The sequence below is a fragment of the Dyella dinghuensis genome, from assembly GCF_003977615.1.
Classification (GTDB): domain Bacteria; phylum Pseudomonadota; class Gammaproteobacteria; order Xanthomonadales; family Rhodanobacteraceae; genus Dyella_B; species Dyella_B dinghuensis.
The window spans coordinates 503,093-529,433 of record NZ_RYZR01000005.1 but is presented as its reverse complement, the minus strand read 5'-3'; the positions used below and the strand labels follow the sequence as shown (position 1 = coordinate 529,433).

Sequence of the window (26,341 nt, the reverse complement as noted above, 5' to 3'; positions counted from 1 at the left end):
AGGGAGGGAGCAGGTGCTCTTAGGCTGCCGGGCGCAAGTCTTCGTCGTCGCGCTTGTAGCGGGCCAGTGGCGCTAGCGCCAGGGCGGCGGTGGGCGAGGGCATCACCAGCTCGCGGCTGGCGCGTCCCAGCGCGGTGGGCTGTTCGCTCCAATGGATCAGTTCCATCGAGCCCATATCGTCTTCGACCAGTGCGGTGCAGTGTTCCACCCAGTCGCCATCGTTGAGATACACGACGCCGTCGATCGTGCGGACCTGTCCGTAATGAATATGGCCGCAGATGTGGCCATCGAATCCGCGTTCGCGCGCATCGGCGGCCACGCGGTCTTCGTAGGCGCGGATATAGGCCAATGCCTGGCCAATATGCGATTTGACGATGATCGACAGCGGCAGATACGGCAGCGCCATGCGGCGTCGCCACGCGTTCACGCGGCGGTTGCTCCAGCAGATGAAGCGATGCATGGCCTCGCCGATGTTCAGCATCCAGCTGCGGCCAATCTGCTCGGGATCGAATTCGTCGCCGTGGCTGACGCGGTAGCGGCGTCCGTCGGCGCCTTCGTGGATGGCGTCCAGTTCGATGCGCACGCCGCAGATGGTTTGTCCCACCATGCCGCGAAGGGCCGCATCGTGGTTGCCCGGAATGTAGGTCACCTGCACTCCGCGACGCGCCATATCCAGCACTTCGGCGATCACGGTGCCGTGGTCCGGATGCCACCAGCGGCGGCGGCTCAGGGATTCAAGATCGATGATGTCGCCCACCAGATATAGCTTTTCGCACTGCAGATTTCGGAGGAAATCGAGCAGGTAGGAAGCCTTGCAATCAGGTGTGCCCAGATGGACGTCGGATATGAAAACGCTTCGGCAGCGAAGGATGGCCATGGCGTTGTTCCCCGGTTATGTGCCGGGACCACAGTCTCGTACCCGAACGTCACCGTGCGATGGCGAAATGGTTGCAGGATGATTGCCGTCGAGGATTTAAGGCCGTTTTCAGTGCAGCGCGGCGCGCACGACTGGTTCGATGGCGTCCGTCCACAGGGCGTACTGAGCCGACGAGGGGTGTAGGCCGTCGGCGGCGACGAACCAGGGGTGAGTGCGGGAAATGCCAGTGATATTCACAAAATGAGCGCCGGCGCGGATGGTTTCGTCCCGGCCGATCGCATTGAAAACATCCAGTTCATGGCTGATTTTGGCCACATCGCGGCCGCTGGCATGCCCAAAGGGCGTCACGCCCCAATCGGGAATGGACACCACGATGACCCGTTCAGGGTGATGGTTCGCCAACGCAATCGAACGCATCAGCAGTGCGTGAAACTGCACGCGGTATTCGCCCGCAGAACGTCCGCGATATTGGTTGTTGACCCCGATCAGCAACGTGACGAGGTCGTAACCCGGCTCCAGCTGCGCTTTGTCCATGGCGGCGGATAGCTCGTCCGTCGTCCAGCCCGTCACGGCGATGATGCGTGGATCGTCGATCGCGACACCGTGACTACGCAGCTTTTCCACCAACTGCACCGGCCAGCGCGCTTTTTCGGCGACATCTTCACCGATGGTGTAGGAGTCGCCGAGCGCCAGATAGTGAAAGGGCATATCAGGCGAGCGCAGCAGCAGCGCGTGGTGTTTCTTCCGTGGCCATGCGCTCGAGCACGCGTTCCATGCGCACGAACACTTCACTCAGCTGCGCCGGTTGCGGCAGCAGCGTGAGGCGCAAGTGGCGGCTGTTCGGCACGTTGAAGCTCGAGCCTGGAACGACGAGTACGGATTCTTCTTCCAGCAAACGCAAGGCGAACGCATCGTCGTTGAAGTTCGCCATGCGATCGCTGCGGATGCGCGGGAACGCATACAACGCGCCGCCGGGCGTGACGAGATCGAGATACTTACTCGCCGCGACGCCTTCGACCACCGCCTTGCGCGCGGTGTGCAGGCGGCCGCCCGGCGCAGTGAGTGCGGTGATGGTCGGCGTATCTTTCAAGGCGGGAATCACCGCCCATTGCGCGGTGACGTTCGCGCACAGGCGCAACGCGGCGAGCAATTGCAGGGCATCGCGATAGTCGTGCGTGCGCATCGGATCGCCGGACAGGCTCAGCCAGCCCACGCGATAACCGCAAGCGCGATGCACCTTGCTCAATCCGCCGAAACTCACGCACGGTACGCTGCCGGCCACCTCGGCGAGCGGCTGGAACGGCGTGTTGTCGTAAAGAATCTCGTCGTAGATTTCATCGCACAGCAACAGCAGACGATGCCGTGCGGCAATCTCGACAATCTGTTCCAGCAACGCACGCGGATACACCGCGCCGGTGGGATTGTTCGGATTGATCAACACCAGCGCTCGCGTGCGTGGCGTGATCAGCGCCTCGATCTCTTCCGGATCGGGCATGTGACGATGTTCGGCGAGGCAGCGGTAGTAACGCGGCACGCCGCCGTTGAGAATGGTCGCCGCACTCCACAAAGGATAATCCGGGCTCGGCAGCAGCACTTCGTCGCCTTGCTGCAACAACGCGCGCAGGCTCAGATCGATCAGCTCGCTGACGCCGTTGCCGATAAAGATGCGTTCGACTTCCACATGTTGCGCGCCACGCGCGCGCTGTTGCGCGGCGATGGCTTCACGCGCTTCTTCCAGACCCTGCTCGTGGCCGTACGCTTCGCTCTCATGCAGATGCGCGGCGATAGCTTCGCGCAAGTGATCGGGCACGGTGAAACCGTAGCGGGCCGGGTTGCCGATATTGAGCTTGATGATCGGCTGACCGGCAGCCTCCAGCTCGCGAGCGCGGCGCGTCAGCGCGCCACGGATTTCGTAGCGCACTTCTGCCAGATGCGCACTGGGTTTGATCGGGGCCAACGGGTACGTCCTTCTTCATTCGCAAAAACCCGGCATCCGCCGGTTCAACGGGATGCTAACAGCGTTAGCCGGCCCGTGGGAGGCGTCCGTGGGCTCTAAACATGGCAGACGACGGACAGGCCCTTACACATGCATAATCGGACTATGAGCGATGCCCAAACCATCGAACAACTCCGGCATATCGGTTGGCGCGGCCAGTCGTTGCCGGGTGAAGGACGGCGACTGGCGCGTGTCGTTGCACAGCACCGCGCGGGTTACGAGCTGCATGACGGTGTCCAGACCTTCGGCGCCCAGCCCGCCGGTCACTTTCTCAAGCGCGGCCTCGATCCGGCAGAGCGGCCGGCCGTCGGCGATTTTGTCGAGATCGAACCGGGCAAGCCGCCGCATATAACGATCGTGCAAACGCGACGCACCGTGCTGTCGCGTGCGGCGGCGGGCGAACGTTACGAGCGGCAGGTCATCGCGACCAATATCGACTACGTGCTGGTGCTGACCGGTCTGGATGGCGATTTCAATCCCGCGCGCATCGAGCGGTATCTCTCGCTTACGGAAGGTTCCGGTGCACAGCCGGTGATCATCCTGAGCAAGCTCGATCTCAACGACGGCGCCGCGGAGCGTTTGGAAGAGCTGCGTAGCCGGTTGCCTAACGGCACGCCGATTCATGCGATCAACGGCAAGGATGCCGCAAGCGTCGCAACGTTGTCGGTTTATCTGAAGCTGGGCGACAGCGCGGTGCTGGTGGGTTCGTCCGGCGCGGGCAAGTCTACGCTCACCAACACACTGCTGGGCAGTCAGCACATGGCCACCAGTGCCGTGCGCGAACATGACAGCCGCGGCCGTCACACCACGACCTATCGCGCGCTGCTGCAGCTGCCGAGCGGCGGTTGTCTGATCGACACGCCCGGCATGCGCGAACTTAAACTTACCGGCGAAGAAAATCTCGATCTCTTCGCCGACATCGAAGCGCTGGCCGAAAAATGCCGCTTCGCCGATTGCGGTCACGGCAGCGAACCCGGCTGCGCCGTGCAAGCCGCGCTGGACGAAGGCGAACTCTCGCAAGAACGCTGGCGCAATTACCTGAAGCTTCGCGACGAACGCGAAGAGCAGGCCGCCATGCTCGAATCCCGCCTCCGTCGCCAGCGCGGCGGACGACCCGCCACCAAGCCACACAGTCCGCGCGGTTCACGTGAGAGGGAATAACGATCCGATAGTCGATCAGGGTGTCGTCGATCAACGTGTAGTCGATCAGGGTGTAGTCGATCAAGGTGCCAGACCTATGGAGATGCGCCGTATCTCTTCGCGATTGACGTCGTTCTACAAGCAGACCTTTCCGGTCATTTGGTGCGGCGCTGTCATGATCGTTGCCGTGGTGGCCTGGGTGCTTGTCCATGCCGGCAAACAAGGCGCCTCGATGTTCCTTATTTTCCCGCTGCTGATGGCTGTGATCGGCTATGCGCTTTACCGCAATCTTGTCGCAGACATGGTCGACGAAGTCTGGCTGGAAGGCGACGCGATCATCGTGAAGAATCGCGATGAGCTGGCGAAAATTCCGCTGCGCGACGTGACGGACGTGAACGCAAGCACCATGACGAATCCGCGTCGCATCACGCTAACGCTGCGAAGCGATACGCGCTGGGGGCGCCGCATTACTTTCATGCCGGCGGTCGAATCAGTTAGCTTCACCTACAGCTTCAAACCCGATCCGATCGCGACGGAACTCACCAGTCGCATCGATGCTTTACGGACATCCGCATCATGAATACCTCCGCCGACGCACCTGCTGCCATTCCCCCCGAACTGCAATGCTATGCCGCGCTCGACAAACGACTACTCGCGGCCGTGCGCGGCATCAATATCCTGTCGACGGTGAGCTGGCCGGCGTCGCTCGAAGACCGCATGATCGAGGAATACGGCAGAGGGCAGTACGCGTTGCCGGAAGTGAGCTACAAGGTTCCCGATTTTTCCGACGTGCGCAAGGAACTGCAAGCGATCGAAGCGGAAGCCAGCGACGGCGACCCGCTTGGCGAGTATCTGCGCCGCACCGCTGAATCGTGGCGTATCGCTGCGGAAATGCTTGAGGCCGTGGGTACGGAAGGCGTCACCGCGCCGTCCATCCAGCTGTACGGACGCCCGGGCGATTCGATTCCGGGCAGCGATCGCAGCAATCTCGATGCCGCGAAGTATTTCGTCGAACTCTCCGACGAACTGGGTGCCGATCTGCAAGACGACGACATCACGGCCAACATTCCCTCCGACGTGTTGCGTGCCGACCTTTCGACCGCGCTGGATAGCTTCTTCGGCGCCGGTGTGATTTCCGTCGAAGTCGACAACGATCTCACGGCGAAAGCGGCGGCAGGTGCGACACGCATTCGCCTGCGTGGCGGCATGCGCTTCAGCCAGTACGACCGTTATCAGCTGCTCAATCACGAAGCCTACGTGCATTCGCTCACGGCGTTGAATGGGCGCGCCCAGCCGCTGCTCGCTTCGCTTGCGCGCACGTCGCCACGCGTCACGGCGACGCAGGAAGGTTTGGCCGTATTCGCCGAACTGATGTCAGGCGCAATCGATATCGCGCGGCTCAAACGTATCAGCCTGCGCATTCTGGCCATCGACATGGCGCTCAACGGTGCGGATTTCGTCGAGGTCTATCGCTTCTTCAACCGCTGTGGTCAAAGCGTGGGAGATAGTTTTCACTCCGCACAACGTGTCTTCCGCGGGGTACCGCTGACCGGCGGCTCGGCGTTCGCCAAGGACAACGTGTATCTGTCCGGCTTGCTCGACGTCCACACCTTCTTTCGCTGGGCGCTGAAAGAGCGCCGCATGGATCTGCTGCGTTACCTGTTCGCGGGCAAGCTCACCTTGCAGGACGTGATGAACCTGGAACCGCACTTTCTCTCCGGCGCGCTTGTTGCACCGCGATGGCTGCCGCCGTGGATGCAGCACGTACACGGTCTGGCAGGCAAGCTGGCGTTCTCGCTTTTCATCAATCGTATACGCATGTCGAAAGTAGAAGCAGAGACCCTGTCCGCCGGGGTGTAAATCCGCGCTTTACGACGTCCCTCGCCTACAGCGGAAGGCGCCCGTGGCGAAGGCGGGCGGGTGCTACCATGCGCCAATCTCGCTCCGGCGAACCGAATTCCCCTCTTTCGATACGTATCGACGCATCCGATGGCTCATTCCGACGACTTCCGCAAAGCCGCACTCGATTACCACCGCTACCCGCGCCCGGGCAAGATCAAGGTCTCGCCGACCACCTCGCTGCTGACCCAGCGCGACCTGTCGCTGGCGTATTCGCCGGGTGTGGCCTACGCGTGCGAGGCTATCGTTGAAGATCCCCAGGCCGCCAGCGAGATGACGGCACGCGCCAATCTGGTCGCCGTCATCACCAATGGCACCGCGGTGTTGGGTCTGGGCGATATCGGCCCGCTCGCCGGCAAGCCGGTGATGGAAGGCAAGGGTGTGCTGTTCCAGAAATTCGCGGGCATCGACGTGTTCGACATCGAGCTGGCCGAGCGCGATCCGGACAAGCTGGTCGACATCATCGCCTCGATGGAGCCGACGTTCGGCGGCATCAACCTGGAAGACATCAAGGCACCGGAGTGTTTCATTGTCGAGCGCAAGCTGCGCGAACGGATGAAGATTCCGGTATTCCACGACGATCAGCATGGCACCGCGATTATCGTGGGTGCGGCGGTTCTCAATGCGCTGGAAATCGTCGGCAAGAAAATCCAGAACGTGAAGCTGGCCACGGCCGGTGCGGGCGCGGCGGGCATTGCGTGCCTGGACATGCTGGTGGCGCTCGGACTGAAACCGGAAAACATTCTCGCGTACGACCGCGAAGGCGTGATGTATACCGGACGGGACCAGATGGATCCCGACAAACAACGTTACGCGCGCGACACCAAGGCACGCACGCTGGCCGAGATTGTCGATGGTGCCGATATTTTCCTCGGCCTGTCCGCCGGCGGCATTCTGAAGCCGGAGATGGTCGCGACGATGGCGGACAAGCCGATCATCCTGGCCCTTGCCAATCCGACGCCGGAAATCCTGCCGGAAGAAGCGAAGAAGGTGCGCCCGGATTGCATCATCGCGACAGGCCGTTCGGATTACCCGAACCAGGTCAACAACGCCTTGTGCTTTCCCTACATCTTTCGCGGCGCGCTCGATGTCGGCGCGACCGGCATCAACGAGGCGATGAAGCTCGCCTGCGTGCGCGCGATTGCTGCGTTGGCGCGGATGGAATCGGGCGATCTCGCCGGTGCCTACGGCGGTGAGCCGCCGACATTCGGCCCCGAATACCTTATTCCGCGTCCCTTCGATCCGCGCCTGCTGGTGATGCTGGCGCCGGCCGTGGCGATCGCCGCGATGGATTCGGGTGTCGCGACGCGTCCCATCAACGATATGGACGCGTACGTCGAGAAACTCGCGCAGTTCATCTATCGCACCGGTCTCATCATGAAGCCGGTGTACGAGCGCGCACGCGCGGACCGCAAGCGCGTGGTGTATGGCGAAGGCGAAGAAGAAACCGTGTTGCGTGCCGTGCAAACGGTGATCGACGAAAAGCTCGCTTATCCGATTCTGGTCGGCCGCCCGGACGTTATCGAAAACCGTATCGAGCGCCTGGGCCTGCGCATGCGTCCGGGTGTCGATTTCGAACTCACCAACATCAACGACGATCCGCGATTCAACGAGTACTGGCAGACCTATCACGCACTAACCGAGCGACGCGGTGTGTCGCCCGCTGCCGCGAAAAACCTGTTGCGTTCGCGCACGACGCTCATCGCCGCGATCATGGTGGAGCGTGGCGAAGCCGACGCAATGATCTGCGGCCTGGTCGGCCGTTATCACAAGAAGCTCGGCTACATTCGCAGCGTGTTCGGTCTCGATCCGGGTGTGTCATGCACCTCGGCGATGAGTGGCGTCATCAACGACAAGGGCACCTGGTTCTTCCTCGATACCCATGTGCAGTGCGATCCCACCGCCGAGCAGATTGCCGAGGCAACCTTGCAGGCTACGTATCGTCTCAAGCTGTTTGGTGTCGAGCCCAAGGTGGCGTTGCTGTCGCACTCCAACTACGGCAGTCATGAGAATGCCAGCGCAGCCAAGATGCGCGAGGTCTACAAGATTCTCAGGGCGCGTGCGCCGCGGCTCGAAGTGGACGGTGAAATGCAGGCCGATACGGCATGGGACGAAGTGCTGCGCGAACGCATCTTCCCCAATACGACGCTGAGCGGTCGCGCCAATCTGTTCGTGATGCCCAACCTCGATGCCGCCAACATCACGTACAACATGGTGCGTGTCATGACCGACGGTGTGGCGATCGGGCCGATCCTGATGGGCGTCGACAAGCCGGCTCATATCCTTACCCCCTCATCGACCGTACGTCGTGTCATCAACATGACGGCCATTGCCGCCGTGGACGCACAGATTCGTGCGGCACAAAGCGAGCGCGCCAGCTGATCGTTGTGCATTGCGGCAGACCTACCGCACGGCTGCCTACTTCTCCGTGAGAGAAGGACTTCAGCCGTGCGCATACGTATGTAGTGCTTTTCAATTGGCTAGATCGCCGCGCGACAGCTAGAATCAGAAGTCTTAGCTCGTCCAGCGGCGCCCTCGCCACGCGGTCTTGTCCGTGCCGGCACGTTGCCGCCGAACCGATGCAACGGTTTCGTCGCCTCCCCAGCGACGCGCATCCACCGCAAGGCGGCGCCGGGCGCCGCGGAGACGTTCCATGGATCAGATCGACGATATCCTCCACCAGGACCTCGACCCTACCGAAACCCAGGAATGGGTTGAATCGCTCAGTGCCGTCATCAATCGCGAAGGCACCGAACGCGCGCATTTCCTGCTGGAAAAGCTGGTCGATTCCACACGTCGTTCGGGCGGCTATTTGCCGTTCGATCCGACCACCGAATACGTCAACACCATCCCTACGCATCTGGAAGCGAAGATGCCCGGCGATGCCGCGATGGAATGGCGCATCCGCACGCTGATCCGCTGGAACGCGATGGCGATGGTCGTGCGCGCCAACCGCAAGCCTGGCGAATTGGGCGGTCATATCGCCAGCTTCGCCTCGTCGGCGACGCTTTATGACGTCGGTTTCAATCATTTCTGGCGTGCGCCGAGTGCCGATCATCCGGGCGATCTCGTGTTCCATCAGGGCCATTCCAGCCCCGGCATCTACGCGCGTTCGTTCCTCGAAGGCCGCATTGGCGAAGATCAGCTCGATCTCTTCCGCATGGAAGTCGCCGGTCACGGTCGCGGCCTGTCCTCGTACCCGCATCCGTGGCTGATGCCCGATTACTGGCAGGTGCCGACGGTATCGATGGGCCTGGGTCCGATCCAGGCGATCTATCAGGCACAGTTCTGGAAATACCTCGAACACCGTGGCCTCATTCCGAAGTCCGATCGAAAGATCTGGTGCTTCATGGGCGACGGCGAAACGGACGAACCCGAATCGCTCGGCGCTATCGCGCTGGCCGGCCGCGAAGGGCTGGACAACCTGATCTTCGTGATCAACGCCAACCTGCAGCGTCTCGACGGTCCCGTGCGCGGCAACGGCAAGATCATCCAGGAACTGGAAGGTGTGTTCCGTGGCGCCGGCTGGAACGCACTGAAGGTGGTGTGGGGCAGCTACTGGGACCCGCTTCTCGCGCGCGACACCAGGGGCGTCCTGCGCAAGCTGATGATGGAAACCGTCGACGGCGAATACCAGGCCTGCAAAGCCTTCGGTGGCGCATACACACGCGAGCATTTCTTCGGGAAATATCCGGAGACGCGCGAGATGGTCACCAATCTGAGCGATGACGACATCTGGCGCTTGAACCGCGGCGGTCACGATCCGCACAAGGTTTATGCGGCTTACCACCAGGCGGTGAACACCAAGGGCATGCCCACCGTGATCCTCGCCAAGACGGTGAAGGGCTATGGCATGGGTGCCGCAGGCGAATCGCAGAACCCGACGCACCAGCAGAAGAAGCTGGACGACGAAGCCGTGCGTCACTTCCGCGACCGCTTCAATATTCCGGTGACCGACGACAAGCTCAAGGATGTGCCGTACTACCACCCCGGCAAGGATTCGGCCGAAGTGCAGTACATGCTCGAGCGCCGCAAGGAACTCGGTGGCTTCCTGCCGCAGCGTCGCCGTCATACCGACGTCAAGCTCAAGGCGCCGGATCTGGCCGGATTCGAACAGATCACCAAGGGCACCGGCGACCGCGAAATTTCCACCACCATGGCGCTCGTGCGCGGCATGAATCTGTTGCTGCGTGACAAGGCCATCGGTCCGCGTGTGGTGCCGATCGTCGCCGACGAAGCACGCACGTTCGGTATGGAAGGCATGTTCCGCCAGATCGGTATCTATGCGCCATTCGGCCAGAAGTACCGTCCGCAGGATGCCGACCAGTTGCTGTACTACCGCGAAGACCAGAAGGGCCAAGTGCTGCAGGAAGGTATTTCCGAAGCCGGCGGCATGGCCGCATGGATGGCAGCGGCGACCAGCTACAGCATCAGCAACACACCCATGTTGCCGTTCTTCATCTACTACTCGATGTTCGGCTTCCAGCGCATCGGCGATCTCGCGTGGGCGGCAGGCGATATGCGCTCGCGCGGCTTCCTGATCGGCGGTACGGCCGGACGCACCACGTTGAACGGTGAAGGCCTGCAGCACGAAGACGGTCACTCGCACCTGCTCGCCGGTGCGATCCCGAACGTGCGCGCCTACGATCCGACCTTCTCCTACGAAGTGGCCGTGATCCTGCAGGACGGCACGCGCCGCATGCTCGAAGACCAGGAGGATGTGTACTACTACCTCACGGTCATGAACGAAAACTACGCCCACCCCGACCTGCCGCAAGGCGTGGAAGAGGGCATCATCAAGGGTATGTATTTGTTCAAGGACGGCGGCAAGGCGAAGAAGGGCGACACGCGCGTGCAGTTGCTCGGCTCCGGCACCATCCTGCGCGAAGTGATCGCTGCAGCCGAATTGCTTGAGAAAGATTTCGGCGTCAGCGCCGACATCTGGTCCGTGCCCAGCTTCAGCGAATTGCGTCGCGACGGTTTCGACGCCGAACGCTGGAACCGCCTGCATCCGGAATCCGAACAGCGCGTGCCGTACGTCACCGGCTTGCTGCAAGGTCATCAGGGTCCGGCGATTGCCGCAACGGATTACGTGCGCGAATACGCCGATCAGATCCGCGCCTTCATGCCGGATGGGATGCGTTTCACCGTACTGGGCACCGATGGTTTTGGCCGTTCGGATACACGCGAACACCTGCGCAACTTCTTCGAAGTGGATCGCTACTGGATCGCGCACGCCGCACTTGCCGCACTGGCGAAGGACGGCAAGGTCAACGCCAAGGACGTCGCGCGCGCCATCCGCGAGTACAAGCTCGATCCGGATAAGCCGAATCCGCAGTCGGTGTAATGTCGCAAAAAAAGAACCCGCCAATCGGCGGGTTCTTTTTTATGGCCGTCGGAACGGTTGCGACAAGATCAATCGTCATCGTCGCTGCGAAACGCCTTGCGCAGCAGCAGGAACGCGCCGATGGTGCCCGCCACGATCGCTACCGTAGCGACCGGGTGACGATTCACATGGCGGCGCAGGCGACGGTATTGATAGTTCGCTTCGTCCGCGAAGTCCTCGGCTGCCTGAGAAACGCGCTTGGTTGCATCGCGGCGGTTGAACTTGCTCACGACGCGCTTGCCGCGTGTCAGCAAACCGTCGGCCGTGTCGGAGACACCATTGGAGTAGTGCCGCACGCGGTCGCTGAGGTCGTCCAGTCGTCGTTCGATATCGGTTTGCCTGCTCATGAAAATGCTCCACCGCTGTCCAGAGGTATGACGTTGCCAGTGCCTGCGTGAGCGGGGCGTTAACCGCCGCTCCGTGCGTTCAGCTACCTAACAGGCTGTATTCGCCGCCCCGTTCCAGGGCGCGCTGATAGGCAGGTCGCACGTGAATCCGCTGCAAAAATCCCTGTAGATGAGGATAGCGGTCCAGGCCGCCGCGTGCCGATGCCGCTTCCAGTGGGAAACTCATGACGATATCCGCGACGCCGAAATCGTTGCCGCCGAACCATTCCGCTTTTGTCAGCTCGCCTTCCAGGTAAGACAAATGCAAAGCGATCTGCGGATCGACAAAACCGTGTTGCACCTTCACCGCGATCCCCTTCGCCACCGGCCGCACGAAGAACGGTACGGGTGCCGTTTCAACCCGGCGGAACACGAGTTTCAGCAGTAGCGGTGGCATGGCCGAGCCTTCCGCGTAGTGCAGCCAGTAATTGCAGCGCAATCTCTCCCGCGAGCCGGCTGTGGGAATAAGCGAGCCGGCACCGTATCGGTCAGCGAGATATTCGATGATCGCTCCCGATTCGGCCAGCGTCAGATCGCCATCGGTAATCACCGGCGATTTGCCGAGCGGATGCACGGCGCGCAGCTCCGGTGGTGCGAGCATGGTTTTCGGATCGCGCTGATATCGCTTGATCTCGTACGGCAGGCTCAGCTCTTCAAGCAGCCACAGAATGCGCTGCGATCGTGAGTTGTTGAGATGGTGAACGATGATCAAGGCGGCAATCCTTTTAGCGAAAAATCAGGCGACAAGGTAACGCGCTGTGAATCGGCGTCGCGTCAACGCCATCATCGATCTAGATCGTTTGCGAACTTGCTTCATCGGGCACCGGCTCCACGTGCAATCGTTGGCGCCGACGCAAGGTGGGAAACATCATCATCCACAAGCCGACCACGACCAGCGTGCCGATGCCGCCCACCACGGCCGATCCCACGGCGCCCAACCATGCAGCCAGCATGCCCGATTCGAATTCGCCGAGCTGGTTGGATGTATTGATGAAAATCGCGTTCACCGCGCTGACACGGCCGCGCATCGCATCAGGTGTATCCAATTGCACCAGCGAGCCGCGGATCACCATGCTGACCATATCAAAAGCACCCAGCGCGAAGAGTGCCACCAACGACAGCCAGATTACTTTCGACAGTGCGAACACCAGCGTCGCGACACCGAAACCTGCAACGCAGGCGAACATAGTCATGCCCACGCGACGTTCCATGCTGTGACGCGCCAGCCAGAAGGACATCAACAGCGCGCCGACAGCGGGCGCAGCACGCAACAGACCCAAGCCCCAGGGACCGGTGTGCAGCACGTCTTTGGCGAAGATCGGCAAAAGCGCCGTCGCACCACCCAGCAATACGGCAAAAAGATCCAGCGAAATCACGCCGAGTACGTCTTTGCGTTCGCGGATGAAATGCACGCCCGCGAACAAGGTTTTCAGTGTTGCCGGCTCGCGCTTCGGCGGCGCTTGTTCGTAGTGCAACTGAGCCACCATCGTGGCTGCGATCAGATACAACACGGCAGAGACCGAGTACACGACACCGGGACCCGCGACGTAGAGAAAGCCGCCGAGTGCAGGCCCCATGATCATCGCCGCTTGCATCGCCGAACCGTTCACCGCCATGGCGCGCGGCAACAGCGATGGCGGAACCAATGCAGGCACCATCGATTGCATCGACGGCGATTCGAACGCTTTAGCGGTGCTGATCGTGAAGATCAGCAACAGAATGCCTACTTCATTGATCGCATGCAGCAAGGTCAACGTCGCGAGCAGCACGATCGCAATCCATTCGACGATCTGCCCGATCAGCACGATGCGCCGGCGATCGAACTGATCGGCAAGATGTCCCGCCAGCAATGCCAGCAACACGGACGGAAAAAATTGCACCAGACCAATCAGGCCGAGATCGAACGCCCGGCCTGTCATCGCATAGATTTGCCAGCCCACCGCCACCGAAAGCATCTGGAAGCCGAAACTGGAGGCAGTGCGCGCGCACCAGAACGCGATATACGCGCGGTGTTGAAAAAGCGAGTCCGCCGAACCTGGCGTTGGGGAAGAGGACATGTTCAATCCTTGACGTGACGCCGCATTATGCCGCTTGGGCAGCGTGTCGGCTGGATGGGGCTGTGTAGAATCCGGATCATGGGTATAGAGCGCCGTTTCACATACGAAAGTTTTCAACGCTGGCGACGTCCGTTCGAGCTCGGCTTCTGGCCGGTCTTTGCGGTGGTGAACACCGCGTTCAACGGCGTCATCGCGCAGATGGACAATCGCAGCATTCCGCCCTGGGCTCCCTGGGTCTGGGAGGTGAGCAGCACGATCATGATCCTGGCTTTGTTACCGGCGCTGATAGCGGCGTTGCGACGCTGGCCGATTGGCTGGGAGACCTGGCAGCAGAATGTACCACGTCATGTGCTGTGCAGCATTGTTTTCAGCCTAATCCACGTCGAAGGCATGGTGCTGTTGCGCAAGCTTGCCTATATCGTGGAAGGCGATCATTACGATTTCGGGCACTGGTGGGTTCGCTTCGGCTACGAATATCTCAAGGACGTCCGCACTTACTTTTCCATCATTGCAGGCATCAGCTTTTATCGTTTCTGGGTGATGCGTTTGCAGGGCGAGGCACGTTTGCTTGACGAACCGGATGTCGGGCCGCCCCTGGAACCGGTGGAGCAGCCCGAACGTTTTCTGGTGCGCAAGCTCGGCAAGGAATTTCTGCTGGCCGCTCGCGAAATCGAATGGCTGCAGGCATCGGGTAATTACGTGAACCTGCATGTGCGCGAGCGCGACTATCCGCTGCGCGCCACCATGGCCGGTATCGAGGCGCGGCTGGATGCGCAACACTTTGTGCGTGTGCATCGCAGCTACGTCGTCAACCTGGATTTTCTGGTGGAAATCGAGCCGCTGGAGACAGGCGATGCGCGGCTGCTGATGCGCGACGGCATCAAGATTCCGTGCAGTCGCCGGTACCGTGCTGCGTTGCGCGAACGCTTCGGGCAAGCCGCTACCGCATGACCTCGCCCGGACGGCTTGCGCCGTGCCCTGGCTCGTTTCAAGCTAGAGGCCTTTCCTTTGCCGGTGTGTCGTCGATGATTCGCTCGCCTTTCCGCCGTTCCGTCACCCTCGTCGCCGCATGCGGTTTGCTTTCGCTCGCGGCGTGTTCGCAACAGGATCAGGGCAGCTCGCAGCCGGCCTCCAGTGCCAGTGCTTCCGATGCACAGGCGTCGCCGCAAAACTCGCAGGTGAACGACGAGCTGCAGAGCTATCGCAAAATGCTGCAGTTGAAGAACGACGAGATGGCTTCGCAGGTGGGCGATGACATCGTCAAACGCTTCCCGAATACCGATGCCGCCAAGGAAGTGCAGCAGACCTTGCCGGCGGTCGAGCAGCGCTGGAAAGACGTGACCGAGAAGCGCCGCCTCGCTGCGTTGTGGACGTACCAGGTCGGACCGATGGAAGGCGGCACGCAATCCACGGCAAGCCTGTTCACGACCTTCCCGTCGGGCGACAACCAGGTGCGTCTGGTCTTGCGTCGTCATACGAAGTGGGGCCAGAGCGTCTTCATGTTCGGCCCCGGCCATGGTTTTGTGTGCAAGGGCAATTGCACGATCCAGGCCGATTTCGACGGTAAGCCGCATCCGCTGCGCGCGTTCCTGCCGACCACCGGTGAGCCGGCCATCTTTATTCGCGACGATAAGGGCTTTATCGATGCGATGGAGAAGACCAAGCGCATTACCATGAACGTCGAATTGCAGGACGGTGGCAAGCAAAAATTGGTGTTCGAGGTGGGCGGTTACGATCCGGGCAAGTGGAGCGAAGTAGGTAAGAAGTAGCGTTGTGCACGGGCCGCGCGCTGGCGCGTTTGGCTGCTTATCCGATCACGGAGGAAGTGCCATGTCGAAGATGAAAGTCTTATCTGCAGTGTTCATGGGGATGTTGCTGGCGGCATGTGCAAGCCAGCCTTATAACCAACGTTTGCAGCAACGCCAGCAGGCATACAACGCCGCTGCCGGCGCGCCTGTTCGCAGTTTTCGCCTGGTATTCGGATCACAAATTTATTCCTGGGAGTCGCTCAGCGACACCCAGCTGGTGGTCTACACACTATCCAATCGCGCCTACCTGCTGGATGTCTGGCCCTGCAGCAATCTCACCATTACCACCTCGATTGGTTTGACCAGTTTCGCCGGAACGGTGCAGACCGGCTTCGACAAGGTGCTGACGCGGCGTCCTTACATTCCGTGCGTGATCAAGCAGATTCGCCCGATCGACCTTGCGCAATTCAAGCTGGAAAAGGAAAACCAGCGGCAGGTCGACAGCATGCCGCGCGACAACGGTGGCAATGCACCGGCGCCGGCGTCTACCAGCGGTTGAGCGGTGAGCGAACCGGACATCTATTGTCCGCATTGCACCTGGCGTCCCCTGGGCACCAGCCGTTGGCTTTGCACGCAGCAGATGGGCGGTTGCGGCACCTGCTGGAATACGTTCTGGACGGGCGGTGTATGTCCCGGTTGCGGTTACCGCTGGGAAATTACCGCCTGTCTGGCGTGCAAGCGGTTTTCGCTGCACAAGGACTGGTATCACTGGCCTGAATCGGAAACCCATCAGGACGAATGCACGCGGGAAACCGAGCAACCTTCCTCGGGCTAGACGGTCAAAATCCGTATGAACCCTGCGAGCCCGATGTGCACCCGGCGCGGTGCACATGCGTTATCGCATGACAGATGATCCGGAGTTTGTGCCATGTTGAAAATGAAAGTCGCCGGCGCGGTTGTCCTTGGAGCGCTTCTCGCCGCCTGTTCTACCGTACCTTCCGCGCAACGCATGCAGGCGCGGCAGGCGGCCTTTAACGCTGCAGCGGGTGCGCCCGTACCCAGCTTCCGTTATCTGGGGCCGATGTGGTCGTGGGAGCCGCTTTCCGATTCCCAATTGGTGGTGTACACGAATGCGAGGACCGCCTACCTACTGGATGTCTGGGGATGCCCCAATCTGGAGTGGACCCAGGCGATTGGTCTCACCTCCAGCATTCATGAGGTGTCGTCCAATCTCGATAAGGTCCTGACAGGCGGCCCTTATGCACCATGCCCGATCATGAAAATTCGCCCGATCAATCTGGTGCAGCTGAAGATCGACCAAGCCGCGCATCGCGACGTGAACGAACAGCCGCGTGATTCGGCGAGTGCATCGCCCGCAGCGGGCGGTTGATAGCGATCAGCACGTAACCATATGCCACACATGCGTGCAGCATGTGTGGCGCTGGATCAGTTCAAGAACAATCTTTCACTGATTCGCGCCAGCGGTTTTTCCAGCGACTGCTGCAAGCGTGGCGGCAAGCTCAGTGGCTTGAGCAGCATCTTCACCGTCATTTCTGCAGGAATGTGCCGGCGCAGAAGTGCCTGCGCAGGACCGGCGACTTTCTGGAATTCCGCCTTGTCGTCCTTGTGTTGCGGGTAGCACTGGTTGAAGACGTGGCGCAGGGCAATGTCGCTATCTTCGTTTCGAATTTCGTTCACGCGCCGCAAGACGGCGCGGAAAATTTTGTAACGCCCGAGGCGTTCCTGTTCGCGATAGCGCACGAAGGCTTGGTAGAAGTGCTTGTAGTGCCGCACTTCATCGCTCTTGATGTTGTTGGTGAGTTGCTTGAGCACGGGCTCGTCGACGATGTCGTTCAACGCGCGATAAAGGCTGGCCGTACCCGTTTCCACTACGCAGCGCGCAGCCAGCTCCAGGCCGCGGGAGGGTTCGAGCTGCTCGCTCGTGCACAAGGCGCCATAGTCGTTCCAGAAAGCCTGGAAGCCGGTATCCCAGTCGAACTCCGGCCACACATGGCGCACATAGCCAGCCAATGCCCGGCCATGCTGCATCTCTTCGTGCTCCCAGTGCTCGCGCAACCAGGATTGCAATTCGAGGTCGCCATCGAAGTGTGCGATGAGGTTGTGCGTGTAGAGGTCCGAGCCGCTTTCCACGAACGATGCGCTGCACAGCAACAGGAAGAGATCTTCGTTATGCCTGACGCGAGCGATGTCGATGTCGGCGAAGTTCAGGCTTTCCAGAGTCCATGGCAGGGCAGAGGAGCTGTAGTCCACGCGGCGTTTCCTGTGCAAAAAGGCGACTCGATCCATGACAGATCGGGGACAACAGCATAAGTGGTGAACGCTGCGGCGGATTAATGCCAGCCCACCCGGGATAGCGCAAGGGCTTAGCGGACGACCGTTACCGGCACATGCGAGCCGGCCAGTACGTCGTCGGAGACCGACCCCAGCAGCCATCGGCCCAGGGTGCCGCGTGCGGTATGACCGATCACGATGTGATCGATGGGGTAGCTACGGACCTGGGTCAGCAGCACGTCGCCCGGGCTGCCGTGAGTGATTTCCAGATCCACGAGCTTGTCGGCGTCTTCGGCGATACCACGCAGTTCCTGCAACAGTTCGTTGGTTCGCTGGGTGGCCGAGTCGGTCATCATCAGGCAGCAGGCATCGGCGCCGCCCTGGGCGACCTGCAGTACCGAGACCACCCGCACACGGCCGCCACCTGCGCGTGCCAGGTCGATAGCGAAGCGAAAGGCACGCTGCGAGGAATCCGAACTGTCATAGCCGACCAGCGAATACTTGAGCATGTAGGCTCCATGGCAGGGAGGCGGCCGCCTCGGGATCAGTGTGCGCGGCGTACTGTTAGTTAAGCATCAACTGGCGGGAAAGCGACAGATACGAACTCACGGTCTCATCACAAGAACTTGCCGATGCTGAACGGCCCGAGGCGCCCTTGCCGCTTTGTTCAGACTCCAAATCGGACACTTCCGCAACGGCATTGACGTCCGTAAACGCAACGTAAGGAGACCCACCGATGAGCAAGCGTACTCTTGGTATTACCGCCGCCTTGGCGCTTTGTGCTGGCGGACTGTTTAGCCTCCCCATGACGGCGGCCCACGCGGCGACGGCACCGATCAAGTGCCACCTGACGTACAGCATGGCCGGCTGGTCGGCGATTTATCAGCATGCAACCGGCAGTGGCCATGTCACCTGCGACAACGGTCAGCGCGCGGCAGTCACCATCAGCCTGCACGGCGGTGGTTTGACGGCAGGCAAGTTCCGCGTCACCGGACATGGCGATATCAGCAATGTGTATGGCATCAAGGACGTGTTCGGCGATTACGCCCAGGCCGGCGCTTCGGCTGGTGTCGTTCAGAGCGGTACGGCTCAGGTGCTGACCAAGGGCACCGTGTCGATCGCGCTGACGGGTACGGGCGAAGGCGTGAACCTCGGCGTGGCTGTCGACGGTTTCACCATCAAGCCGGTTCAATAAGATCCTCATACGGGTGATCGACGAAAGGCGCCGCATGGCGCCTTTCGCTTTTCTGGGGCAGCGTATACTCGTCCCGCTTCTTTTCCGGAGTTGCGTCCATGCGCCGTTTTTCGATCGTGCCTGCGCTGATTTGCCTGCTGGGTTTTCTGGCCATGCCGGTGTCGGCGGCGGTGAAGTTGGGCGATCCGCAAGTGGGTCAGGTTGCGCCTGCTTTTCATCTGCAGGATCAAAACGGTCATTGGCATTCGCCGGCTGACTACAAGGGTCAGTGGCTGGTGCTGTACTTCTATCCGAAGGATTTCACTCCCGGCTGCACCACCGAGGTATGCACGTTTCGCGACAACGTCGCCAAGCTGCGTCAGCAGGGTGCCGTCGTGGTGGGCGTGAGTCTGGATGATGTCAAATCGCACGAGGAATTTGCGGCCAAATACCACGTGCCGTTCCCGTTGCTTTCCGATGCCAATCGGCAGGTCGCCACCAGCTACGGCGTGCTGACGTCTGCGGTCGGCATCCATTTCGCAAAACGCACCACGTTCCTGATCGATCCGAACGGCAAGATCGTCAAGATTTACCGCGACGTGGATCCCGAGAAAAATTCCGCCGACGTGCTTACCGATATTGCTGCCATGAAAAAGGCGACCCACTGATGCTGATTTCCCGTTCTGATCTGGGCCACAGGAGAAAGGCAGGATTCGCGTGGTGGCGGATGATCGCCTGGGTATTGTTGCTGGCGGCAGGTTTTGGTTGCGTGCAATACGTCCGGCATGTGCAGCAGTTGTGGGGCGTGTTGCAGACGCTGCCGGCCGGCGATAGCGACATCGACCAGGTGCACGCCATGCTGGCGTGGGACGCGGGATACTTTGCCGTCGCGTTTGCGGTGATCGTTGTCAGCGCGGGTTGCATCCTGCGACAGGCGTGGGCGCGGCCGGTATTGCGTGTGCTGTCGCTCGGTTTGGCCGTGTGGGCGGCGTATCGCGCCGTCGTAGCGTGGTATCAGTGGCACATGCTTACGGTCATCGCTCCAGTGCTTGTGGCAGCGGGGCATTCCACACCCGAGCAGGCCGCAGAAGCACAGCACATGCAGCATTTATTGCTGATCAGCGCAGGCGTGGGCGTAGTCGCCACGGTAGTGCTTCTTTGGCTCGCCTGGCAGCTCGGCCAGCCGGCGGTGCGTCTGCAATTTCGTTCGCGGTCGTTCTGATCCGGCGATTCAGCGGCAGTTCCCGCGCAGGGCTTTATCGATGTCGGCCAGTGCCTACTCTGGCTGACACTCAGGTCTTGCCCATGCGTTCCCATCCCTTGCTTGCTGTTTGCATGCTCCTGGCTGTCTGCGGCAGCGTGCACGCCCAGGATCTGGCGAAGGTCTGCCACGCGACCAGCAGCTACGATGTGACGGTAGAGCCGGATCGCCTGATATTCGATCGCGATGCGCCTGCACCCACCCGTGTCGTGCTTGGCGCCGGCAGCTTGCAGACCGATGGTCAGCCGGTAGCGTTGAGCGATGAAGATCAGGATCGCATCGACGTGTTCCAACGCGATCTGCGTGCCTTGATGCCGCGCGTGAAAAGCGTGGCGCAGCACGGCGTGGCGATCACCATGCAAACCATTCATGATGAATCGGCGAGCCTCGATCTCGATCAGGACACGCGCGCCGAGCTCGATCGCCGCCTTGCCGCGCACGCCGCCGATTTGCGTCAACGCATCGCCGACAGCCACAGCACCCACGACTGGCACGGCGATGCCGCCGATAACTACGCCAATCAGATCCTGAGCGACATCACGCCGCTAGTGGCTTCCTCGCTTGGTCAGCAAGCATTGAATGCGGCCATGACGGGCGATTTGCAGCAGGCGGGCACGCTTCGCGACCAGGCCAGCAACGTCGCCACGAATTTCCAGCCTCGGCTGGAAGGGCGTCTACAGGCCCTCCGGCCCGAGATTCAGGCGTTGTGCCCGGATATCCAGCGTCTTTCGCAGCTCCAGGAAGGCCTGCGGGCCAGCAACGGGCGCCCGCTGAACCTCGTTCAGATCGGTCAATGAAACGCCAGCTGAGCGGCCGATTGCTAGCGTAGGCAGGTTAATCCGCGGCTAAGTGCTTGTCCGGCAACATGCACTCACCGTCAGCTGAGCTGCAGCAGGAGGCGACCCCGTGTCGCTCAAATCCCAACATCTGTGCAATGCGTTGATCCGCCGTAGCCTTGAGCTGCGTGCGCTGTATCGTCACGCCGCTGCGCAAGTGAGTGAGCCGGGGCTGCGGACAGTGCTCCATGAGGAAGCGTTGTCGCTTACGGAAGTGATCAGCGCCTTGCAGACGCAGTTGCGCAACCACGCCATCGCGCCGGCCACGCGTAGCCGCCTTATCGAACGTGCGCGTCAACGGCTGGATGCGTTGCTCTTGCGCGGCATGCCACGCAGCGACGACGCATGGATCCGCCTGCTTGCACGTCATGAAGAAAGCCTGCTGTTCGCATTCGAGCGTGCGTTGAACCGCATCGCGCCCGACGAGTTGACTACGACCTTGCATCGTCAGCTTGCACGCCTGCAGTCCATCCATCTGGACATGCACAGCCTTGCCAAAGCCGTAGGGCACTGACGGGTGACGAGTACGCCACCCGAAGCGCTTTCGGTGCTGGCGTTCTGGTTCGATCCTGCCCATACGGCCAAATGGTTCCAAAGCGATCCTGCGTTCGATGCGCAGATTCGCGAGCAATTCGGCGATCACGTTGATGCAGCCGCAGCAGGCCGTTTGAATCACTGGCTGACAACGCCCTCCGGCTGGCTGGCGTTGCTGATCGTTCTCGATCAGTTCCCCCGCAATATCTATCGCAACGATCCACGCGCATGGCGGCAGGATCTTCGCGCGCAGCAGATGGTTGTGTCCGGTCTTGATGAAGATTTCGACCGGCAGTTACCGCCGATCCAGCGCGTGTTCGCTTACATGCCGCTGCAACACGCTGAAGACATTGGGTTGCAGCATCGCTGTGTCCAATTGTTCGGGGACCTGTGCAACAGCGCGCCGGCAAATGAGCGTGATCACTACACCGACTTTCTCGACTATGCTCGCCGCCACGAATCGGTGATCGCGCGTTTTGGTCGCTTTCCGCATCGAAACGCCGTGCTTGGCCGGGCGACGACGCCGGAAGAAAAGGCGTATCTCGCCGAGCCCGGTTCCGGCTTTTCCTGATACGCAACGCATGGCCAAGGATGTTGGCCTGATGAAGACAAGGAGTATGTCATGCGCCGTTATTTCGCGATCGTTTTGCTTTTCTGCGTGTGCAACGTTCATGCGATGGAGAGCATCCGCATCGGCAGTCAATTGATCGTTGTCGGCGATAGCTCGGCCAAGGTGAAAGAGATGCTGGGCAATCCCAGCTCTCGCTCCAAAAGCAGCGGCAAGAGTGCCAGCTCGAAGAAAGGATCGAGCCACCGCAAGGGCGGCGTGCAGGTTCAATCCAATGACAAGACCAAGGGCGAAAAGTGGGTATATCGCCGCAACGGCCACACCACCACCTTCGTCATGGCCGATGGCAAAGTCACGCACATCGACGATGTGGCACGCTGATCGCGGTCAGCGAAGCTCGCGTAGTTCTTCCAGCAACGCGCGGCCGCTCCAGGGCTCGTACGACTTCTCGGCTTCGCGAATCAGCGCGACGATACGCGCATTGACCGGCGCGGTAAGCCCCTTCGACGCGGCCAACGCGACGATTTCGCCATTGATGTAATCGATCTCGGTCCGGCGCTCGGCCTGCAAGTCTTGCCACATGGACGATCGGGCCAGTGGATCAATGGCGAGCATGCGCGAAGCGGCACGATTGAACAGCATGTCAGGCAGCGACAACACATTCGGCACCCAGCGCGCGGGTACGGTGGTGAGTTGCGCCGGGCGAATGCCTGCTGCATCCAGCACACGCAACCCTTCGCGTTGCAGCAGCGCCAGACAGCGCCGCCATGTGCGTCGCGACAATTCTTCGCGCAACGGCAGGCCGCTCAGAGCGTTCAGTGGGTTGTTTAGATTGAGTAACAGCTTCGCCCATAGCACGGCTTGCATATCGTCGTGCTGTTCCAGGGGAATGCCCGCAGCAGCAAACGCCGGAAGAAAGGGTTCCAATACGGGCGAACGTTCCACCTTCAACTCGCCGGACGAACCCTGGTGGAAATGTCCGGCATCAGGTTGAGTAACATTGAAAGGTACAACGCCCGACAACACGCTATGTCCCGACAACGAAGCGCGCAGTTCGGCCGCATTGCGGATGCCATTCTGAAAGCTGATCACGGGAACGCCGGATGCAAGCACGTTGGACAGTTCATGCGCCACATCCATCGTCGCGGCCGATTTCACAGTCACCAGCACAAGATCCACGTCGCGTACCGCGTCAGGACGAGTGTGAATATCCAGCGCGTCCGGAAGAATGTGCTTGTCGTGTCCGTGCAAATCGCTGATACGCAGCCCGTGTTCTTTCAGCGTCGCCGCGACATTCGCACGTGCGATGAAACGTACATGCGCATGGTCGTGCAACCGGCCACCCAGATAGTTGCCGATCATCCCGGCACCATAGATGGCGATGCGCGGACGAGCTTTCATGTGACAGCCGCCGCTGCCGCGCGTCCGGCGACGCGCCCGGAAAACAGGCAGCCGCCTAGAAAGCTGCCTTCCAATGCGCGATAACCGTGCAATCCGCCGCCACCGAAACCGGCCGCTTCACCGGCAGCGTACAGACCTTCCAGCGGCTGACCATCGTGTCCCAACACACGCCCCTGCAGATCCGTTTCAAGACCGCCGAGCGTTTTACGCGTGAGAATGTTCAAACGCACTGCAATGAGCGGACCATTGGCCGGATCGAGCATGCGATGCGGTTTTGCCACACGCACCAGTCGATCGCCGCGATAGCGGCGCGCATTGTGGATGGCCATCACCTGACTGTCTTTGGTAAACGGATTGTCGAACTCGCGATCGCGTGCCTCGATCTCTTCGCGCAGCTTCGCCACATCGAGTAGTGCATTGCCGGCCAGCGCATTCATGCCCGCAACAAGATCGTCCAGATTGTCCCGCACAATGAAATCGCGACCGTGACTCTTGAACGCTTCCACCGGAGCGGGTGCGCCTTTGCCGATCGCGCGCTTGGCAACTTGTCGCCAACTCTTGCCGGTGAGATCGGGATTTTGCTCGGAACCGGAAAGCGCAAATTCGCGTCGGATAATCTGCTGATCCAATACAAACCAGCTGTAGTCGTAACCGGTACGACGCAAATGCTCCAGCGTGCCCATGGTGTCGAAACCCGGCCACAACGGCCCCGGCAAACGCTGTCCGCGTGCATCGAACCACAGCGATGAGGGCCCTGGCAGAATGCGGATCGCATGCATCGGCCAGATCGGATTCCAGTTCTCGATGCCCTCCACGTAATGCCACATGCGATCGCGATTGATCAGTCGCGCACCCGCAGTTTCGCTGATGCCAAGCATGCGACCGTCCACATGCGCAGGCACGCCGCACAGCATGTGCTTCGGCGGCGGACCAAGACGCTCCGGCCAGTTCTTGCGCACCAGCTCGTGATTGCCGCCAATACCGCCCGACGCGACGATCACCGCTTGTGCGCGAAGTTCGAAATCACCGACGACGTCGCGCGAGCTGGGTTTGCCGCGTTCCATGTTGTCGTTCGCGAGTTTGACGCCGCGCACGCCAGCAACATGACCGTTGTCGACAATCAGCTCGTCGACACGATGTCGAAACGCAAACTGCAACAGACCTTTCGATTGCGCATCACGTGCGCGCCGCAAAAACGGTTCCAGCACGCCGGGGCCTGTCCCCCACGTCACATGGAAGCGCGGCACGGAATTACCGTGCCCGATTGCGCCATATCCTCCGCGTTCGGCCCAGCCGACTACCGGAAACCAGCGCATGCCCATGCCATGCAGCCATGCACGCTTTTCGCCAGCGGCGAAGTCGACATAGGCTTCGGCCCATTTGCGTGGCCAATGATCTTCCGGGCGGTCGAACGCCGCCGTGCCCATCCAGTCCGCCAGTGCGAGCGCATGCGAATCACGCACGCCCATCCGGCGCTGTTCGGGCGAATCCACAAAAAACAGGCCGCCGAACGACCAATGCGCCTGGCCGCCCAGGCTTTGTTCCGGCTCCTGATCGACCACGAGCACGCGTTTGCCGGCATCGGCGAGCTCTGTCGCGGCCACAAGGCCTGCCAGGCCAGCGCCGACCACAATGGCATCGGTGGATTGCATGTGTGTGTCGCCCCTGTCCGCGTCCCAGTAGTCCAACTTATCGCGCGCCCGGCCGTTTTCCTATGTGCGCTGCGCCATCGGGCAAAACGCTTGCTCTATGACCGATGGCACGGGGATGACGTACGGCCCATGCTGCGATGCACTCCGGTGTTAAACCCTATGCAAGTCGGGACGCATCCAAGCACGCGTTAGGACCCATTCGTGTGCCTTGAGGAGGGAGTCGCTCATGCATCGTCATGTCATTTTTGTTGCCGCGGTTGCAGGCCTCGCCGCGACGTGCGGCGCGCAGGCTGCGGATACGCACGCAAGCTTTCAGTGCACCTACAACACTCAGTACGACGTGCAGATCAAACCCGATGGCATTGCCTTTACGCGCGACCATGGCACGCCGGGCGATGTCTTCATGCACAACGGACAATTGCGCGTCGACGGACGGGACGTGGCAGTGTCCAGCGCCGACGCAGCGCGTCTGCGCGATTACGAACAACAGGTGCGCGAACTCGTACCCACCATCGCAGCGATTGCGCGCGATGGCGTGAACATCGGTTACTCGGCACTTTCCACCGTGGTGGCGACGTTTGCGGAAAACAGCGATGAACGCCTGCGCTATCAGCAATCGCTCCACGAAAAAGAAGTCGTCGCGCTGCAAATGATCGAAAACGGCCTCGACAAGGGCGAGTGGAAAGCCGATGACGACGATCGTGCGTTCGGCGCCGACATGCAGCAAACCGTCGCCGACATGACGGGTGACGTGATGCGCAACGTCGTAGCCGACGCGCTCAGCGGCGACTCCAGCCGGATGGCCAGCTTGCAGGCACGCACGAGCTCACTGGAAAACTCCCTGCAAAAAGCACTCACCGAACCCGCCGAACAGCTCGCGCAGCGCGCACAGGAAGTGTGCCCGCGCCTGACCGATCTCGATCGCCTGCAACAGCAATTCCAGTTCCGTCTCGCCCATGGCGAGCGGCTTCAGCTTCTCTCTTCGGACACGGACCGTCTCGACAAGGCAAGGCAATACGCCCAACGCTAGTGACCCCCCGCGACCATGCTTTCCCCCAGCATGGACAGTCATGTGAGCCCGGTTCCCAGCCGGGCTTTTTTTTGCCTACCGGTTTACTCGCAGGCTGCTAGGCT

Annotated in this window: 29 protein-coding genes; 18 read left to right on the top strand and 11 right to left on the bottom strand. The window is 61.0% G+C overall.

The features are described from left to right. Positions 1-19 precede the first annotated feature (19 nt). From EKH79_RS09975 to EKH79_RS09965, 3 genes are all read right to left on the bottom strand, one after another. Positions 20-877, bottom strand: coding sequence for a UDP-2,3-diacylglucosamine diphosphatase (locus EKH79_RS09975; RefSeq protein ID WP_126673634.1), 858 nt, complete (start codon positions 875-877; stop codon positions 20-22). Between the two features lie 108 nt (positions 878-985). Further along, complete coding sequence (locus tag EKH79_RS09970) at positions 986-1,585, bottom strand: SGNH/GDSL hydrolase family protein (protein ID WP_126673633.1); 600 nt, start codon at positions 1,583-1,585, stop codon at positions 986-988. Position 1,586: 1 nt separating this feature from the next. Further along, positions 1,587-2,834, bottom strand: a complete 1,248-nt coding sequence (locus EKH79_RS09965; RefSeq protein WP_126673632.1) for an aminotransferase class I/II-fold pyridoxal phosphate-dependent enzyme — start codon at positions 2,832-2,834, stop codon at positions 1,587-1,589. A 144-nt stretch (positions 2,835-2,978) separates the two neighbouring features. On the opposite strand from EKH79_RS09965, the gene rsgA reads away from it, so the two are divergent. From rsgA to EKH79_RS09945, 4 genes are all read left to right on the top strand, one after another. Beyond that, a complete protein-coding gene (gene rsgA / locus EKH79_RS09960; protein WP_126673631.1) occupies positions 2,979-4,034 on the top strand; it encodes a ribosome small subunit-dependent GTPase A in 1,056 nt (351 codons plus the stop codon). Continuing rightward, positions 4,021-4,593 (top strand): hypothetical protein, encoded by a 573-nt coding sequence (locus EKH79_RS09955; RefSeq protein WP_126673630.1) that lies wholly within the window; start codon positions 4,021-4,023, stop codon positions 4,591-4,593. Before rsgA ends, EKH79_RS09955 begins: the two co-directional genes overlap by 14 nt. Then, positions 4,590-5,873: a peptidase MATCAP family protein gene (locus EKH79_RS09950; protein ID WP_126673629.1), complete on the top strand. Its 1,284-nt coding sequence runs from the start codon at positions 4,590-4,592 to the stop codon at positions 5,871-5,873. Before EKH79_RS09955 ends, EKH79_RS09950 begins: the two co-directional genes overlap by 4 nt. Positions 5,874-6,002: 129 nt before the next feature. After that, the gene (locus EKH79_RS09945; protein ID WP_126673628.1) at positions 6,003-8,294 is read left to right on the top strand and encodes an NADP-dependent malic enzyme; all 2,292 of its coding nucleotides are present in this window, start codon (positions 6,003-6,005) and stop codon (positions 8,292-8,294) included. Positions 8,295-8,426: 132 nt separating this feature from the next. On the opposite strand, the gene EKH79_RS18870 is transcribed toward EKH79_RS09945, so the two are convergent. Then, a complete protein-coding gene (locus EKH79_RS18870) occupies positions 8,427-8,567 on the bottom strand; it encodes a hypothetical protein (RefSeq protein ID WP_158621224.1) in 141 nt (46 codons plus the stop codon). Between EKH79_RS18870 and aceE the strand changes: the two genes are divergently transcribed. Further along, entirely contained in the window at positions 8,566-11,259 is a 2,694-nt protein-coding gene (aceE, locus tag EKH79_RS09940) for a pyruvate dehydrogenase (acetyl-transferring), homodimeric type (protein WP_126673627.1), read from the top strand. The genes EKH79_RS18870 and aceE overlap by 2 nt on opposite strands. A 68-nt stretch (positions 11,260-11,327) precedes the next feature. Here the strand turns inward: aceE and EKH79_RS09935 are convergent, their stop codons facing one another. The 3 genes from EKH79_RS09935 to EKH79_RS09925 form a co-directional block, all read right to left on the bottom strand. After that, a complete protein-coding gene (locus EKH79_RS09935) occupies positions 11,328-11,645 on the bottom strand; it encodes a hypothetical protein (protein WP_126673626.1) in 318 nt (105 codons plus the stop codon). Positions 11,646-11,724: 79 nt separating this feature from the next. After that, positions 11,725-12,396, bottom strand: coding sequence for a glutathione S-transferase family protein (locus EKH79_RS09930; protein WP_126673625.1), 672 nt, complete (start codon positions 12,394-12,396; stop codon positions 11,725-11,727). A 79-nt stretch (positions 12,397-12,475) separates the two neighbouring features. After that, entirely contained in the window at positions 12,476-13,741 is a 1,266-nt protein-coding gene (locus tag EKH79_RS09925; RefSeq protein ID WP_126673624.1) for an MFS transporter, read from the bottom strand. A 78-nt stretch (positions 13,742-13,819) separates the two neighbouring features. Here EKH79_RS09925 and EKH79_RS09920 point away from each other — a divergent pair, with 78 nt between their 5' ends. The 5 genes from EKH79_RS09920 (at position 13,820) to EKH79_RS09900 (ending at position 16,879) form a co-directional block, all read left to right on the top strand. Beyond that, positions 13,820-14,692, top strand: a complete 873-nt coding sequence (locus EKH79_RS09920) for a LytTR family DNA-binding domain-containing protein (protein ID WP_126673623.1) — start codon at positions 13,820-13,822, stop codon at positions 14,690-14,692. 74 nt (positions 14,693-14,766) lie between these two features. Continuing rightward, positions 14,767-15,510, top strand: a complete 744-nt coding sequence (locus EKH79_RS09915) for a hypothetical protein (protein WP_126673622.1) — start codon at positions 14,767-14,769, stop codon at positions 15,508-15,510. A gap of 61 nt (positions 15,511-15,571) precedes the next feature. After that, entirely contained in the window at positions 15,572-16,048 is a 477-nt protein-coding gene (locus EKH79_RS09910) for a DUF6491 family protein (RefSeq protein WP_126673621.1), read from the top strand. 3 nt (positions 16,049-16,051) lie between these two features. Then, positions 16,052-16,324 carry a hypothetical protein gene (locus EKH79_RS09905; protein ID WP_126673620.1) on the top strand — a complete coding sequence of 91 codons (273 nt, stop codon included), beginning with the start codon at positions 16,052-16,054 and terminating at the stop codon, positions 16,322-16,324. A gap of 93 nt (positions 16,325-16,417) precedes the next feature. Beyond that, positions 16,418-16,879, top strand: a complete 462-nt coding sequence (locus tag EKH79_RS09900; protein ID WP_126673619.1) for a DUF6491 family protein — start codon at positions 16,418-16,420, stop codon at positions 16,877-16,879. Between the two features lie 56 nt (positions 16,880-16,935). On the opposite strand, the gene EKH79_RS09895 is transcribed toward EKH79_RS09900, so the two are convergent. Beyond that, the gene (locus tag EKH79_RS09895; protein ID WP_126673618.1) at positions 16,936-17,796 is read right to left on the bottom strand and encodes a ferritin-like domain-containing protein; all 861 of its coding nucleotides are present in this window, start codon (positions 17,794-17,796) and stop codon (positions 16,936-16,938) included. A 77-nt stretch (positions 17,797-17,873) separates the two neighbouring features. Next, positions 17,874-18,290 carry a universal stress protein gene (locus EKH79_RS09890; RefSeq protein WP_126673617.1) on the bottom strand — a complete coding sequence of 139 codons (417 nt, stop codon included), beginning with the start codon at positions 18,288-18,290 and terminating at the stop codon, positions 17,874-17,876. A gap of 227 nt (positions 18,291-18,517) precedes the next feature. Here EKH79_RS09890 and EKH79_RS09885 point away from each other — a divergent pair, with 227 nt between their 5' ends. The 7 genes from EKH79_RS09885 (at position 18,518) to EKH79_RS09855 (ending at position 22,535) form a co-directional block, all read left to right on the top strand. Further along, the gene (locus EKH79_RS09885) at positions 18,518-18,976 is read left to right on the top strand and encodes a hypothetical protein (RefSeq protein WP_126673616.1); all 459 of its coding nucleotides are present in this window, start codon (positions 18,518-18,520) and stop codon (positions 18,974-18,976) included. Positions 18,977-19,074: 98 nt separating this feature from the next. Then, positions 19,075-19,623 (top strand): peroxiredoxin, encoded by a 549-nt coding sequence (locus EKH79_RS09880; RefSeq protein ID WP_126673615.1) that lies wholly within the window; start codon positions 19,075-19,077, stop codon positions 19,621-19,623. Between the two features lie 59 nt (positions 19,624-19,682). After that, a complete protein-coding gene (locus tag EKH79_RS09875; RefSeq protein ID WP_126673614.1) occupies positions 19,683-20,177 on the top strand; it encodes a hypothetical protein in 495 nt (164 codons plus the stop codon). Between the two features lie 83 nt (positions 20,178-20,260). After that, positions 20,261-21,013 carry a DUF2884 family protein gene (locus EKH79_RS09870; protein ID WP_126673613.1) on the top strand — a complete coding sequence of 251 codons (753 nt, stop codon included), beginning with the start codon at positions 20,261-20,263 and terminating at the stop codon, positions 21,011-21,013. A gap of 109 nt (positions 21,014-21,122) precedes the next feature. Beyond that, complete coding sequence (locus EKH79_RS09865; RefSeq protein WP_126673612.1) at positions 21,123-21,566, top strand: ferritin family protein; 444 nt, start codon at positions 21,123-21,125, stop codon at positions 21,564-21,566. Positions 21,567-21,569: 3 nt separating this feature from the next. After that, positions 21,570-22,157 carry a DUF924 family protein gene (locus tag EKH79_RS09860; RefSeq protein WP_126673611.1) on the top strand — a complete coding sequence of 196 codons (588 nt, stop codon included), beginning with the start codon at positions 21,570-21,572 and terminating at the stop codon, positions 22,155-22,157. A 51-nt stretch (positions 22,158-22,208) separates the two neighbouring features. After that, on the top strand, positions 22,209-22,535 hold the full coding sequence (locus tag EKH79_RS09855; RefSeq protein ID WP_126673610.1) for a DUF2845 domain-containing protein: 327 nt from the start codon (positions 22,209-22,211) through the stop codon (positions 22,533-22,535). A 6-nt stretch (positions 22,536-22,541) separates the two neighbouring features. Here EKH79_RS09855 and EKH79_RS09850 read toward each other — a convergent pair whose 3' ends face one another. Continuing rightward, entirely contained in the window at positions 22,542-23,555 is a 1,014-nt protein-coding gene (locus EKH79_RS09850) for a 2-dehydropantoate 2-reductase (protein ID WP_126673609.1), read from the bottom strand. Next, on the bottom strand, positions 23,552-25,207 hold the full coding sequence (locus EKH79_RS09845) for an FAD-binding dehydrogenase (protein WP_126673608.1): 1,656 nt from the start codon (positions 25,205-25,207) through the stop codon (positions 23,552-23,554). The genes EKH79_RS09850 and EKH79_RS09845 overlap by 4 nt, the downstream gene beginning before the upstream one ends. 226 nt (positions 25,208-25,433) lie before the next feature. On the opposite strand from EKH79_RS09845, the gene EKH79_RS09840 reads away from it, so the two are divergent. Further along, positions 25,434-26,237 (top strand): DUF2884 family protein, encoded by an 804-nt coding sequence (locus tag EKH79_RS09840; RefSeq protein ID WP_126673607.1) that lies wholly within the window; start codon positions 25,434-25,436, stop codon positions 26,235-26,237. Positions 26,238-26,341: the final 104 nt, after the last annotated feature.

Bases quoted from the DNA above. Each gene is read 5' to 3' on its own strand.
- EKH79_RS09935 (WP_126673626.1), bottom strand. From the start codon at position 11,645: ATGAGCAGGCAAACCGATATCGAACGACGACTGGACGACCTCAGCGAC.
- EKH79_RS09870 (WP_126673613.1), top strand. From the start codon at position 20,261: ATGCGTTCCCATCCCTTGCTTGCTGTTTGCATGCTCCTGGCTGTCTGC.
- EKH79_RS09970 (WP_126673633.1), bottom strand. From the start codon at position 1,585: ATGCCCTTTCACTATCTGGCGCTCGGCGACTCCTACACCATCGGTGAA.
- EKH79_RS09950 (WP_126673629.1), top strand. From the start codon at position 4,590: ATGAATACCTCCGCCGACGCACCTGCTGCCATTCCCCCCGAACTGCAA.
- aceE (WP_126673627.1), top strand. From the start codon at position 8,566: ATGGATCAGATCGACGATATCCTCCACCAGGACCTCGACCCTACCGAA.
- EKH79_RS09975 (WP_126673634.1), bottom strand. From the start codon at position 877: ATGGCCATCCTTCGCTGCCGAAGCGTTTTCATATCCGACGTCCATCTG.
- EKH79_RS09840 (WP_126673607.1), top strand. From the start codon at position 25,434: ATGCATCGTCATGTCATTTTTGTTGCCGCGGTTGCAGGCCTCGCCGCG.
- EKH79_RS09920 (WP_126673623.1), top strand. From the start codon at position 13,820: ATGGGTATAGAGCGCCGTTTCACATACGAAAGTTTTCAACGCTGGCGA.
- EKH79_RS09925 (WP_126673624.1), bottom strand. From the start codon at position 13,741: ATGTCCTCTTCCCCAACGCCAGGTTCGGCGGACTCGCTTTTTCAACAC.
- EKH79_RS09910 (WP_126673621.1), top strand. From the start codon at position 15,572: ATGTCGAAGATGAAAGTCTTATCTGCAGTGTTCATGGGGATGTTGCTG.
- EKH79_RS18870 (WP_158621224.1), bottom strand. From the start codon at position 8,567: ATGGAACGTCTCCGCGGCGCCCGGCGCCGCCTTGCGGTGGATGCGCGT.
- rsgA (WP_126673631.1), top strand. From the start codon at position 2,979: ATGAGCGATGCCCAAACCATCGAACAACTCCGGCATATCGGTTGGCGC.
- EKH79_RS09845 (WP_126673608.1), bottom strand. From the start codon at position 25,207: ATGCAATCCACCGATGCCATTGTGGTCGGCGCTGGCCTGGCAGGCCTT.
- EKH79_RS09915 (WP_126673622.1), top strand. From the start codon at position 14,767: ATGATTCGCTCGCCTTTCCGCCGTTCCGTCACCCTCGTCGCCGCATGC.
- EKH79_RS09895 (WP_126673618.1), bottom strand. From the start codon at position 17,796: ATGGATCGAGTCGCCTTTTTGCACAGGAAACGCCGCGTGGACTACAGC.
- EKH79_RS09850 (WP_126673609.1), bottom strand. From the start codon at position 23,555: ATGAAAGCTCGTCCGCGCATCGCCATCTATGGTGCCGGGATGATCGGC.
- EKH79_RS09880 (WP_126673615.1), top strand. From the start codon at position 19,075: ATGCGCCGTTTTTCGATCGTGCCTGCGCTGATTTGCCTGCTGGGTTTT.
- EKH79_RS09890 (WP_126673617.1), bottom strand. From the start codon at position 18,290: ATGCTCAAGTATTCGCTGGTCGGCTATGACAGTTCGGATTCCTCGCAG.
- EKH79_RS09875 (WP_126673614.1), top strand. From the start codon at position 19,683: ATGATCGCCTGGGTATTGTTGCTGGCGGCAGGTTTTGGTTGCGTGCAA.
- EKH79_RS09885 (WP_126673616.1), top strand. From the start codon at position 18,518: ATGAGCAAGCGTACTCTTGGTATTACCGCCGCCTTGGCGCTTTGTGCT.
- EKH79_RS09945 (WP_126673628.1), top strand. From the start codon at position 6,003: ATGGCTCATTCCGACGACTTCCGCAAAGCCGCACTCGATTACCACCGC.
- EKH79_RS09855 (WP_126673610.1), top strand. From the start codon at position 22,209: ATGCGCCGTTATTTCGCGATCGTTTTGCTTTTCTGCGTGTGCAACGTT.
- EKH79_RS09900 (WP_126673619.1), top strand. From the start codon at position 16,418: ATGTTGAAAATGAAAGTCGCCGGCGCGGTTGTCCTTGGAGCGCTTCTC.